We start from the raw sequence: 12,857 nt of genomic DNA, 5'->3' as shown, positions 1-12,857 counted from the left end.
ATTTGATTATGCTTCTGTGCGTGATCGCCTTCTTCACGGGTAATGGCACTTTTATTTATGAGGGATTCTAATGTGGTATCTTAACGCTTATTCGATCGTGTCGCTTGTTGTTATGGCGGCACTGCTTGCCGTGCTAGGGCTATTCTCGTCAAGTATTCGGAAGCCGCTGCGCATGCCGCTCATTCTGCTGTTCAGCGTCGTATTCCTATCTGTATACAGCCTCAAGCTTGCGGTATTCTCGATCCTTTACGTGATCGGGAACTACATTCTGTTTCGGTGCGTGCTGGGCAGCGCGGGCTGGCTTCGCAAGCCGGCGTTTGTAGGAGCGATCGCCGCGAATATCGTGGCGCTGTTCGTTCTGAGATTGTATGCCAAGGGCGAGTTGACGCATGCGTGGTTTGATGCTGTCCTGCTGCTGGGACTCGTGTATACGCTTCTGAAAGTGATCAATACGTTTTATTACGCTTATTATGTGGCCGAGAAACCAGGGCCTTCGTTAGCGGAATATGCGTGTTATTTGTTGTTCATCCCGACTTTCACATCGGGACCGCTGCTGAAGTTTCATGAGTTTCTGCGCGATCTGCGATCCGATTATAGATTAGACGGGGAGCTGCTGGAGTGGTCGGTCAAACGAATTATTAGAGGCTTATTCAAGAAGCTTGTGCTTGTCAGTTTGCTGATGATGGTGTACAAAGAGCTGTTGTCCGGCGACTTGAATGCATGGCAGAGCGCCGCGGTGTTATTTGTTTTCTACGTATTGTTATATTTCGACTTCTCGGGCTACTCGGATATTGCGATCGGCTTTGGACGGCTGATGGGTATACAAGTGCCGGAAAACTTCAAAAAACCATTTTCCTCTCCCACGATGACGCAGTTCTGGCGCAATTGGCATGCGACGCTCGGAGACTGGTTCCGCGAGCATGTCTTCCAGATGATTGCCCCAAAAGCGGGGTCCCGCATATATGCCGCATTTATTTCTTTCTTCATCATGTTTCTCGTTGGTCTGTGGCATGGCATCTCTCCGCTCTTTATTCTGTGGGGTATCTATCATGGCGTATTGTTGGCGCTGGAAACGTTGCTCAAACAAACCATGGTTAACAAACGGAAGGTTTCCAGAGCACAATTTGTAGCTCGTTGTGTGATGGTGAACATATTTATCGGATTCGGAACCATCTTTTTCAGTGAGAATACAGAGGTTGCGATGAAAATTCTTCGAGGCTTCAGCGTGTGGAATGGATAACGGCGCAGACATGAGGCGAGGATGCTGAAATTTGGAGGGGAAAGTTGTTGAAGAATAGGATTCTTGCCGTCATTGTACTGCTGGTTATTATCGTTTCTGCATCAAGCTTCGTAAGCTGGAAGTCGAATGCGTCTTCGCTTAAGGTTCTGGTTCTATATGAGAACGGTACAGATACCTACTATGATATTGTTCAGCATTTGAATCAGACGTTGGTCGTGGATGTCGAGATCGAATCGGCTGCATGGCCGGTGTCGAAGGGTGAGCTTAAGCGGTACGATGCCGTCTATCCGGATCGGAGCCTTGCAGCTTCGGGATTCACCGAGGCTGACAAATTGGCGAAGCTTCTCGAGTCCTATACCGAGCAAGGCGGCACCGTTTTTGCGGAAAATGCCTTTTATACCGTGCTGCCCAAAGAGCTGATCGGAGCGCAATCCTTTGTACAGCTGGAGGAGCTTCAAGGTGAGCTCGTCTATCCGGAGACTAATGTCGACACAGCGGGTCTGCAAAGCGTGATCAAGCAATTCCATGGGGATATGGCGGAGTTCTATAACAAGAAGAGATTGGACGAGCTCCAGCTGGGTGTGGGCGTTGTTCCGTCTACATCCCAGGCACTCGCGGCACTGGGCGATGGCACGGCGTTATATACATTGAACCCATATGGCAAAGGCTATGTGTTCTTCTCCAGCGCATGGATGCCGAATGCCGAATTCATCACTGGCTTTGATATGGAGCCTCGTACGGGCGAAGATGAGCCGTATTTCAATTTCATGATGGCGACATCCAGCTATCAGCTTCGCAATGAGTTTCTTTCGTTCCTCTCCAAGGAGAAGCTTGGTTATGTCGTAACTAAGGTGCTTGGTACGAATGGCCGTCCGGCGATGGCCTGGCAGAACCACTTCGAAGCTGTGGCGTCGATCAAGGATCAAGGGATGGAGAAGTGGATTGATTACTTGAAGGAATACGATCAGATCCCGTCCTTCTCGCTTGTCCGTGAGACTTATGATTGGGGAGTTTGGAAGGAAGGTCTGGCCTACTACCCGAATATAGGCAGCCAAGCCGCGCCCCTCTTTGAAGGCGAGAAGGCAGATTCTCAGTATTCGTCTGGCAACATTGTCCGGGATGACAGCGGGTCTGCTTTCCAGATGGAGCCTTATCCCGAGTACAAAAGTTTATCCGAGGAGCTGACTCTTCCTTACAGAGCGTATGCCGAAGGGGTGGATATGAATGGAGACGGCGTCCTCGATTTGATTGCCGGCTCCGGTTCTGGCGCGATCCAATTGTATCTGGGCAGCGTGGGTGCGGATCGATGGATGCTCGGCAAGGGAGAAGTATTGCTCCTCGAGAACGGGCTCGAGCTGCGTCAGGAGGGCTTCGCGGCGCCGACGACAGGCGACCTCAATGGAGATGGTACTCCGGATTTGATCGTAGGCAAGGCTTCTGGCGGTCTGGACTTCTATCTGAACATAGGGGACTCTCGTTTCCGCAAGGTGGAGAGCGCCATGTTGCCCGAGGATGAAGCGGAATACACGGCTCCGGATGTTGGTGATCTAAACGGAGATGGCATCCCCGATCTGGTCGTAGGGGGCGGGGACGGGCAATTGATGTTCTATGCAGGCGCCTTGGAGGGAGAACAACTGCAGTTCGCAACCAGCGGCGCTGTACTGCGCGAAGGCTCGGATAACAAAGACGATCGATATGCAGCTCCGCGAATCATCGCTGTTGAGGGCGGGAAGCCGGGATTGCTCGTTGGCGGCAATGGCGGCTTCATCCGCAGGTACGAAGCGGAAGCGAGCGCGGATGGTCATGTCACGCTAACCGATAAAGGATTTGTGGAGGGTCAGACCTACAACCCGTTCGGGGACAAGAGGTTGTGGGGCGGCAGGAATTCCGTTCCGGTGATGGGTGATGTCGGCGGAGACGGGATCGACGATCTCATCGTCGGCCAATCGATATTTGGTTATCCGGTAGCAATCGATGATCCCTCCTTCCTCTATCGGGAGGAACTGGAGCAATCACTTGCTTATGCCAAAGACAATCATATCGATATTCAGCCTCATCTATTCTTCCATAGCTACGAAAGCGCCGAACGGGAAGCGGAGGAAATTGAGCTGCACCGCAAAGCGTTCGAAGCGTATGGATTGCCTTGGACGCCATCAGGCACAAATCAGCATACATGGCGCGTCAATAATCTGGATCCGACACAAACGATTGAGGAGCAGCTGAAGGCAGGGATTTGGTGGAACTCCGGTTTCCGTCCGCCTTCCAACCCCTACGAACCATCGCTTGCCGGAGAATATTTGTGGACGATGCCGTTCCTCCTTGCGGATAAGGAAGGGGTAAAGCCGTTTGTCGTAGCGAATCCTTCGCCTGAGCTTTCCATCTTCTCCAAAGTGTATGACTCGTATGCCGTGCTGGATATGCCGATTACGCATTTCTATCATATGGAGTATGCCATACTGAAGCCGGAGAGCGAGGCTGGTTACGCCAAGAAGGTGAAGTTCCTCGATCAATTCCGTGATCAGAACGATTATAACTTTATGACGGAGGAGCAGCTGTTCCGCAGCGTGATGGCTGTGTATCAGGCGGATTCGGAGCTTCGTGAGCCGCTTATAAGCCGAGCTTGGAATACGATCAGCAATCGCATCCGTACGAAACAATCGCTCAGCATAACGGTTGGAACACGCGGGCTTCGCGAGATGAATTGGAGCGTAGAGCCAGAGGAACAGCTGCAAACGACCGTAGCCTCCTATCTTCCGGCGGTTGGTTATAAGGTGGAGCTGGGAAGCAAGTATCGTGGATATGTGCCCGTTGTAGATGCGCCGATTCAGATGTATAAGGAAGAAGCGCTATATTTCGGCGGCGATAGCCAGTTTAGAATTGAGCTGGCCACCGCATATCCGGAGTCCGCTCGAATCGAGCGTGTGAACGTGCCTGCAGATGTGCAACAAGACGGCTCCAGCGTAAAGGTTCACTTGAATGGCCCGGGCATGCAGCAAGTGAAGATCTATGCGCCGAACGGAATCACGGTACACTCGGAAGGGTGGAAGCTCGAAGAAAGCGCGGAGGAGCATCGTTATACTTTGACGCGATTCGGCGATAAGGCGACTTTGTCCTATTCTTATCGGTGAGGCTGGAAGTGAGAGAGGAAAATGCTGATAGGTAAGAAGTCGAGTGTTTTTCTTTTCTTGCGCATTCCACTAGGGTATAATGACTGAAGTTGCTTGCATTACGGAATACTTACTTTACAGAATATAGGGAGTGTCTATACATGGCTTTGAAAGCGGGAATCGTCGGTTTGCCGAACGTCGGCAAGTCGACTCTATTTAATGCGATTACGCAAGCGGGCGCGGAGTCCGCGAACTATCCGTTCTGTACAATCGACCCTAACGTTGGCGTTGTAGAAGTACCGGACGAAAGACTGGATAAGCTAGTCGAGCTTGTAGTACCGAAGAGTATCGTCCCGACGGCTTTCGAATTCGTTGACATCGCAGGTCTAGTGGCTGGCGCGAGCAAGGGTGAAGGACTTGGCAACAAGTTTCTTGCTCATATCCGCGAGGTTGATGCGATCGTTCACGTTGTGCGTTGCTTCCAGGATGAGAACATTACGCATGTATCGGGTAAAGTGGATCCGATCAGCGACATTACGACAATTAATCTGGAGCTGATTCTTGCGGATATCGATTCCGTCGACAAAAAGATCGAGCGCTCCCGTAAGAACCTGAAGTCCGGCGACAAGAAGATTGCGCAGGAAGTTGCTGTGCTGGAACGTATCAAAGAAGCACTCTATGACGACAAACCGGCACGCAGCCTCGAAATGACGGACGATGAGAAGCTGCTGGTTCGTGACCTTCACTTGCTCACGATGAAGCCTGTGCTGTATGCGACTAATGTGAGTGAAGAGGAAGCTGCCGATACAAATGGCAATGAATTCGTTCAAATCGTTCGCCGCTTCGCTGCTGAACAAGGTGCAGAAGTTGTGCCGATCAGCGCAAAGGTGGAGTCCGAGATCGCAGAGCTTGAAGGTGAAGATAAAGCCATGTTCCTAGAAGAGCTAGGCATGGCGGAGTCCGGCTTGAACCGTCTCATCAGCGCGGCTTACAAGCTGCTGGGATTGTACACCTACTTTACGGCAGGCGTGCAGGAAGTACGCGCTTGGACGATTCGCCAAGGAACGAAAGCTCCTCAAGCGGCAGGTGTTATCCACACCGATTTCGAACGCGGATTTATCCGTGCAGAGGTCGTATCCTACGATGATCTCGCTGCGGCGGGCTCGATGGCTGCCGTTCGTGAGAAGGGTCAGCTTCGTCTTGAGGGCAAAGAGTATGTTGTGCGTGACGGCGATGTTATGCATTTCCGCTTCAACGTGTAATCCCAATATGGATGGATGAAACGTCCGAAATCTGGCTTTGAGCTGGATTTCGGACGTTTTTTTGACCGCAATAGGATGGCATGCTCTACATTTCTCGGAATGATACGCGCCCCGCCGCCGAAGGACGGCGCAGCCGTTATATGTGGATCATTTATTTTGATCGACGGAGAACTTTGTACACATGTTAACTGGTTTGCGTTGAGTGTTCATATGTATAGGGAGCCTCGGACTTAAGGGTGAATGATTTCATCATTTTTAGACGTTAAAATACACACAATACGCTTGTCCGATACAGGTTGCGATGCCGCCTGAAGCTAGTCGTGGAGCGGGTTCTCGCCGTGATGTGGACAAGATGTGCACATTCTGTGCACACGCTGTGGATAAATCAGCTATTTGATGTGGATAAAAGGTATTGTTTTGTGGACAAGTTGTGATTAAATTCAGTGGGCACGATTGGTAGAGGAGATGTTAAAGTAAACCACATATCGATCATGCGGGCACGATATGGTATACTAATGAATAATCTAAAGGAAATTAAACCGAGGTGACGAACGTGTTTGACCGTTTACAAGCACTGGCCGACCGATATGAGAAGCTGAGCGAGCTGTTATGTGATCCTGATGTATCCAGCGATCCCAAGCGGCTGAGAGAGCTGTCCAAGGAGCAGTCGGATTTACAAGAAGCGTATGAAACTTATACGGAATATAAACAAGTCGCGGATCAATTGGAAGACGCCAAAGGGATGCTAGGCGAGAAGCTTGATGATGAGATGCGCGAAATGGTGAAGATGGAGATCGATGAACTGGCTCCGCGCAAGGAAGAGCTGGAGGAAAAGATCCGTATCGTACTGCTGCCGAAGGATCCTAATGATGACAAAAACGTTATCGTTGAAATTCGCGGCGCTGCCGGCGGAGATGAGGCTGCCTTGTTCGCGTACGATCTTTACCGCATGTACACCAAGTTCGCAGATACGCAAGGTTGGCGCGTGGAACTGATGGACTTCAGCGAGAATGACCTCGGCGGGTTCAAAGAGGTTATCTTCATGATCAACGGTAAGGGCGCATACAGCAAACTGAAGTACGAAAGCGGCGCGCATCGTGTACAACGTATTCCGGTAACGGAGTCCGGCGGGCGTATCCATACCTCGACATCGACGGTTGCGGTCATGCCGGAGGTCGAAGATGTGGAAATCGAGATTCACGACAAAGATATTCGTATCGACACGTTCTGCTCCAGTGGCGCAGGCGGACAGTCCGTCAACACGACGAAATCCGCGGTTCGTGTGCTTCACGTTCCAACGGGAATTATGGCGACTTGTCAGGACGGCAAGTCTCAGAACGATAACAAAGCCAAGGCGCTGCAAGTATTGCGCGCGCGGATCTTTGACATCAAACGTCAAGAGGAAGAAGCAAAGTATGCGGGCGAGCGGAAGAGCAAGGTTGGTACGGGCGACCGAAGCGAACGGATTCGCACATACAATTTCCCGCAAAGCCGCGTAACCGATCATCGTATCAACTTGACGCTTCACAAGCTGGATTCGGTCATGAATGGTGATATGAACGAAATTATCTCATCCCTGACGATCGCTGAGCAGGCTGATCTTCTGGAACGCGAGACGATGGGTATATAATCGCCTAAGATAAGACGCGAGTAACGAACGGATGAACGCCGCTGAGAGCAAGTTGCTGTCGCGGTGTTCATCTTTTTATTTTGTGAGGACAGACGATGGTAGAGGAGTGGACGGCAATGGAGCAAGGAATGAAGGCGGATGAGGAGTGGTACGAGCTGCCGATGACGCTTAGGCAGGCTTGCATTCGTGCAGGGGCGTGGCTTGAGGCACACGAGGTCGAGGACGGACGCAGCCATGCGGAGCGTCTGCTCCTGCATGTGCTGGGGATGGACCGCGCGGCGCTGCTGCTTGCCTGGAACGATGCTCTCCCCGCTGACAAGGGGGAGGAGTGGCAGGCGCTAGTGCGCCGCCGCGCAACAGGTGAGCCGCTCCAGTACGTGATCGGCGAAGAATGGTTCTACGGCCGCCCGTTCGCGGTGACACCGGCCGTCCTGATCCCTCGCCCCGAGACGGAGCTTCTCGTCGAGGGGGTGCTTGAGGCCGCCGCACGGCTATGGCCGGCGGCCCCAGGCGCTCCGCTGCAAGCGCCGACTGTCGTAGACGTCGGCACCGGCAGCGGAGCCATTGCCGTGACGCTGGCTGCGCAGCGTCACGATTGGGGCGTCAGCGCGTCCGATCTGTCTCCGGACGCGCTTGAGGTCGCCCGCGCGAACGCGGTCCGCCATGTTGGGGCGGACCGCGTTACGTTCGTGCAGGGCGACCTGCTGGCTCCCTTCATCGCGAAGGGGAGCCGCATCGATGTGCTCGTGTCCAATCCGCCGTATATTCCGGTGGCGGATATGGACGGCTTGCAGCGCGAGGTGCGCGACTATGAGCCGCATCTCGCGCTGGTAGGCGGGGCGGACGGGCTGGACCCGTACCGCCGCATGCTGGAGCAGCTGAGGCTGCTCCCCGCGATGCCGCGCATCGTGGCGTTCGAGCTTGGTATCCACCAGCCCCGCGTCGTCGCGGAACTGATGGAGGCAATCGGGGCATGGAACGACATTGCCATCATAACCGACTACAACGGCATCGAGCGCCATATCATCGCAACCCGGACGAATGAGTAGCTTGGCTCGTTGTCATTAGATAGCAGCTTGTAGTATATGCCATAATCTCAAGTAAACTGTCGAAGAGAGGTTGGATCCCGTATGGCAACCGCCACCTGCCTTTCGCAGCTAATAACATGGCCCCGCCGTCACAGGACGGCGGGGCCATGCACTTCACACTGGCAGTTGTACGAACCGTACGCGTCCAACGTTCCTTAAGCCGGAGGCATCAAACCCGTTGTGATCGCGATGCGGTTCCATGCATTGATCGTCACGATGGCCATCAATAGCTCGCTGATCTGCGTTTGGTCAAAGTGGCGTGCCGCTTCCTCATACACATTATCCGGTACATGATTAGCGGATACGAGCGTGACGGCTTCCGTCAGCGCCAGCGCAGCGCGTTCCTGCGGGGAGAAATAGGATGTTTCGCGCCAAGCAGGCAGCGTGTAGATGCGAACTTCCGTTTCGCCGAGCTTACGAGCATCGATCGCGTGCATATGGAGGCAGAAGGCGCAGCCGTTGATTTGCGAAGCACGAATTTTGACGAGCTCCTTCAGCTTTTTATCTAGACTTGAACCAGCGAGAAATTTCTCTAGTCCGAGCATCGCCGCATAAGCCGTCGGGTTTACTTCATTCAGTAGCATTCTTGGTTCCATTGTCAATCACTCCTTAGATAGTTTCGCCGACCGCTTGCATCGGCTTCTGCTATCTATGACAAAGTAGAGTATCGATTTGTGACACCCTCGAGCTTGTCTGGATTTACAATGATATAAATTTGCGAAATCCGCTTCTCCGCATTCCACTCAAACACCATGACTTTGGCCGGTTCGCCGTTCCTGATGACCACAATGCCGGGCTGGCCGTTGACGTCGACCTGCAGGAAGCGGTCGCCCAACGTTCCTTTACGCGCAATACCTGTGAAGAAGGCTGCAATACGCTCGCCGCCCTCGATTGGATTAATGGCTGCATGGGCTTTGCCGCCGCCATCGGACACCAATACGGCGTCATGCGCAAGCATATCCACGAGCGCGGTTGAATTGCCGGTCTCAGCCGCTTGGATGAAAGCCTTGGCGAACGCCCAGGCTTGTTCTTCATTTCCCTCAGCCGTGCTGTCTATGCCCTCGTGTTCCATTGTCGCGGATGCTTGGAGCTTTTCTTTGGCCCGACCAAAAATTTTACGGCAGTTTGCCGCGGATTTCTGAACGATGTCCGCAATCTCCCCATAGTCGAAGTCGAGCGTTTCGCGAAGCAAGAAGACGGCGCGTTCGACTGCCGTCAACCGCTCCAGCATGACGAGCATGACGTAGGTCATATTTTCTTGCCGCTCTATGTAGTCGGCGGGGTTGTCGTAGACGTTGTCCCTTAGACTGAACGTGCTCGAAGCGTCAAAGGCTCCGATTTCGCGAACGGCAGGTTCGGGGAGCCACTGCCCAACGTAGACTTCTCGTCGCTTGCGGGCGGATTGCTTCAAATTCAAGCAACGGTTCGTAACCATTCGTACCAGATAAGCCTTTTCATACGTAATTTCGGAGCGGTTGGTGGACATCGTATAGTCGGCAAGTGTATCCTGCACAATGTCCTCCGCATCGCTCAGCGATCCCAGCATTCGGTAAGCGAGCGTCGTGAGCAACGGACGATACGAGTTCACTATCGTGATATCTAGCAAATCATTCAACTCCTAGTTATCTATTAAAAACTTCAATGTGATAGGTTTATAGTTTCAATCATGCGGACATAATGACGGATAGAGACGTTCCGGAACGCAAGCAGACGCACTGGCAGGTGCGCGAGAGGAGCTTGTGTGATGTCCCATTATTATACCACTTCCTTCCATCATTCCGATCGACCTTATCGCATTCCATACCGTCATTCTTATGCTTTAATTGTATTTGCTATTATTGTGCTCATTATGAGCTGGGAATCACACCGCATGGATGCCGCCCTCGCAACGGGAGACATTCCAACTGAAGCGATCCGCTTGCGTATCTTGGCCAACTCGGACAGTGCCGCCGATCAGCTTGTGAAACGTATCGTGCGCGACGAAGTCGTCAAAGCGATGAATGGCTGGGCGACAGGACAGCAAAGTATCGAAGAAGCCCGATTGACGATTCAGTCCAAGCTTCCTGAGCTGCAAGGCATCGTAGCCGATGTGCTTGCAAGCAGAGGTTTCGCATACACATCTTCTTCGGAGCTGGGTCTCGTCGACTTCCCGACGAAGATGTATGGTAACAAAGTGTATCCGGCTGGTCAATACGAGGCGCTGCTCATTACAATCGGCGAAGGTAAGGGTCAGAACTGGTGGTGCGTGCTGTTCCCGCCACTATGCTTTGTCGACGCGGCGACTGGCGAAGCTTCAGCAGCGGAAGCTACTGTAGCCGATGACTCGGCTGCTGCTGATACGACTCTTAAAGCAGGTGCAGATGAGGCTGATGCAGGATCTGCTGCTGAGCAAACGGCGGATTCTGGCGAAGCGCCAAAAGCGAAATTTTTTATCTGGGAAATGATCGAGAAGCTGATCAACTGGATCAAGTCATTGTTCTAAGTGGTCATTGTTCTGAGGCGATCAAGAAGTGATAGCAATGTATAGAAGAGGCGCCTGCTGTCCCCCGCGGACAAGGCGCCTTACGTTGTTTGGGGGAGCTATGGAAGCCGGTGTTCGAACGCCGGTCCCGGAGATGGATCGATATGTTATAATAGCGGGAGAACAACTATTAGTCGCCATGAGGATAGAATATAAGATGCGAGATACAAAAGTATGGGAAGTAGAATACATGAACGAAGCAGAGGGCGGATCGCCTCTCGTGCAGGCCGCGAGTACGCTCCGCAGCGGAGGGCTCGTCGCTTTCCCGACGGAGACGGTATACGGTCTAGGTGCGGATGCGCGCAGCAATGAAGCGGTGGCCGGGATCTTTGAGGCCAAGGGAAGACCGTCTGATAATCCGCTTATCGTGCATATTGCGGACCGAAACCAGCTTGGTGAGCTGACACTGCCGCATTCTCCGCTTGTAGACGAGCTTATGGATCGCTTCTGGCCAGGTCCGCTCACGGTGGTGTTGCCTGCTAGAGAAGGTGTGTTATCGCCTTTGGTAACGGCCGGTCTCGCCACTGTCGCCATTCGAATGCCGGATCATCCCGTAGCGCTCGAACTAATCCGTTTGGCCGAATGTCCGGTAGCGGCTCCTAGCGCCAATCGTTCCGGGCGTCCAAGCCCAACGACAGCAGGACATGTGCTGGAGGATCTCGCGGGGTGTATTGACGGCATTGTGGATGGCGGAGCGACGGGTGTCGGGCTGGAGTCTACAGTCGTGGAGCTCGAGGGAGAAGAGATCATTCGTATCCTAAGGCCAGGAGGCATCACGGCAGAGGCGCTGCAAGCTGCTTTGCCCCATGCGGACATTGTAACGGACGACGAACTTGTTCATGGCTCGGCCCCTCGTTCGCCAGGCATGAAGTACACCCATTACGCGCCGCAAGGCGAGTTAACGCTTGTGAGCGGTGAGCGTGCTTTGGTTTCAGCCGTCATTCAATCAGCGATCGAAGATAGCCGCGCGGGCGGCTTTACGACAGGCGTACTCGCATTCGACGAACGTGCTGCTCATTATGACGCAGATTTAGTTATTGGCATGGGCAGCGAAACAAGACTCTCAGAAGCGGCACGGGGGTTGTATGCGGCGTTACGGCAATTTGATTCGGCCGGTATACAGCGTATATGGGCGGAGTCACCAGGCGAAGCGGGGATCGGGGCGGCTTTGCTGAACCGGATGGCCAAAGCGTCTGGAGGTCGACTTATAATCGTCCCTTAAGTCCGATAAAACGGATGTGCTTGACGCATCAGCCGTTTCATCTTGCACGTTTAACAAACGATTAATTGAATGATCATCCATCATTTGGTATGTATTGCTCCCTTGTCCGCATATGTTGATTAAAGAACTCGCGGCGGACTTGGGGGAGATGGTAGTGTGGGATGCGAATGTATATACAGGACAAGTACTGACGCTGCTCTGCATTGCGGCGGCGTTGGGGTTTGACGCTTTCTCGTTGGGGCTTGGCATAGGACTTAAGGGTATTAGACTGCGCGAGATTGTGAAGCTGGGCTTCGTTATCGGTTTGTTCCATGTTCTTATGCCGATCGGAGGATTGTTGACGGGTCAGCTCGTCAGTGGTTTATTGGGACAAGTAGCCTCGATCGCGGCGGGGATTCTGCTCATTCTGCTTGGTGGTCATATGATTTATAACTCGTTTAAGGGAGAAGAAGCGTTATCGTTTGATCATCGTTCTCTCTGGGGGTTGTTAGTTCTGGCGCTCAGCGTGAGCATCGACGCTTTTTCGGTAGGTATCACGCTAGGGATGTTTTCTGCTGATTTATGGCTGACCATCATGTTGTTTGGTCTCACTGGCGGGATCATGTCGATGCTGGGTTTGTTTCTGGGCAGGAAGGTAAGCGGCAATCTAGGAGAATACGGAGAGGCGTTTGGCGGGGCGATACTGCTCGTATTCGGCGTTCTATTCGTCCTATAGAGGTTGTTCATGAAGTCCCAAGGACGGCGTAGCCGTTTCGCCTTAACGAATATCGTAATAGAGAGGGGAAAA

At 52.9% G+C, this 12,857-nt stretch carries 10 protein-coding genes; 8 read left to right on the top strand and 2 right to left on the bottom strand.

Annotation, left to right across the window (positions count from 1 at the left end; translation table 11 throughout):
- Positions 1–70 precede the first annotated feature (70 nt).
- The 5 genes from ACX1C1_RS05815 to prmC all read left to right on the top strand — a co-directional run bounded on the left by ACX1C1_RS05815 (position 71) and on the right by prmC (position 8,288).
- Complete coding sequence (locus ACX1C1_RS05815) at positions 71–1,240, top strand: MBOAT family O-acyltransferase (RefSeq protein ID WP_458956187.1); 1,170 nt, start codon at positions 71–73, stop codon at positions 1,238–1,240.
- Positions 1,241–1,287: 47 nt separating this feature from the next.
- A complete protein-coding gene (locus ACX1C1_RS05810) occupies positions 1,288–4,368 on the top strand; it encodes an FG-GAP repeat domain-containing protein (protein WP_458956186.1) in 3,081 nt (1,026 codons plus the stop codon).
- Between the two features lie 140 nt (positions 4,369–4,508).
- Positions 4,509–5,609: a redox-regulated ATPase YchF gene (gene ychF, locus ACX1C1_RS05805; protein ID WP_458956185.1), complete on the top strand. Its 1,101-nt coding sequence runs from the start codon at positions 4,509–4,511 to the stop codon at positions 5,607–5,609.
- Between the two features lie 553 nt (positions 5,610–6,162).
- Positions 6,163–7,239 carry a peptide chain release factor 1 gene (gene prfA / locus ACX1C1_RS05800; RefSeq protein WP_458957602.1) on the top strand — a complete coding sequence of 359 codons (1,077 nt, stop codon included), beginning with the start codon at positions 6,163–6,165 and terminating at the stop codon, positions 7,237–7,239.
- 116 nt (positions 7,240–7,355) lie between these two features.
- The gene (prmC, locus tag ACX1C1_RS05795; RefSeq protein ID WP_458956184.1) at positions 7,356–8,288 is read left to right on the top strand and encodes a peptide chain release factor N(5)-glutamine methyltransferase; all 933 of its coding nucleotides are present in this window, start codon (positions 7,356–7,358) and stop codon (positions 8,286–8,288) included.
- Between the two features lie 194 nt (positions 8,289–8,482).
- On the opposite strand, the gene ACX1C1_RS05790 is transcribed toward prmC, so the two are convergent.
- On the bottom strand, positions 8,483–8,923 hold the full coding sequence (locus ACX1C1_RS05790; RefSeq protein WP_458956183.1) for a carboxymuconolactone decarboxylase family protein: 441 nt from the start codon (positions 8,921–8,923) through the stop codon (positions 8,483–8,485).
- A gap of 53 nt (positions 8,924–8,976) precedes the next feature.
- Complete coding sequence (gene sigJ, locus ACX1C1_RS05785; protein WP_458956182.1) at positions 8,977–9,933, bottom strand: RNA polymerase sigma factor SigJ; 957 nt, start codon at positions 9,931–9,933, stop codon at positions 8,977–8,979.
- A 138-nt stretch (positions 9,934–10,071) separates the two neighbouring features.
- Here sigJ and spoIIR point away from each other — a divergent pair, with 138 nt between their 5' ends.
- The 3 genes from spoIIR (at position 10,072) to ACX1C1_RS05770 (ending at position 12,785) form a co-directional block, all read left to right on the top strand.
- A complete protein-coding gene (gene spoIIR, locus ACX1C1_RS05780; protein ID WP_458956181.1) occupies positions 10,072–10,809 on the top strand; it encodes a stage II sporulation protein R in 738 nt (245 codons plus the stop codon).
- Between the two features lie 196 nt (positions 10,810–11,005).
- Positions 11,006–12,070 carry an L-threonylcarbamoyladenylate synthase gene (locus tag ACX1C1_RS05775; RefSeq protein ID WP_458956180.1) on the top strand — a complete coding sequence of 355 codons (1,065 nt, stop codon included), beginning with the start codon at positions 11,006–11,008 and terminating at the stop codon, positions 12,068–12,070.
- 154 nt (positions 12,071–12,224) lie between these two features.
- A complete protein-coding gene (locus ACX1C1_RS05770) occupies positions 12,225–12,785 on the top strand; it encodes a manganese efflux pump MntP (RefSeq protein ID WP_458956179.1) in 561 nt (186 codons plus the stop codon).
- The last annotated feature ends 72 nt before the right edge of the window (positions 12,786–12,857 follow it).

The organism is Paenibacillus sp. strain BS8-2 (genome assembly GCF_054483835.1).
Note: the sequence above shows the minus strand (reverse complement) of the source record. Positions and strands in the feature narration are given on the sequence as shown.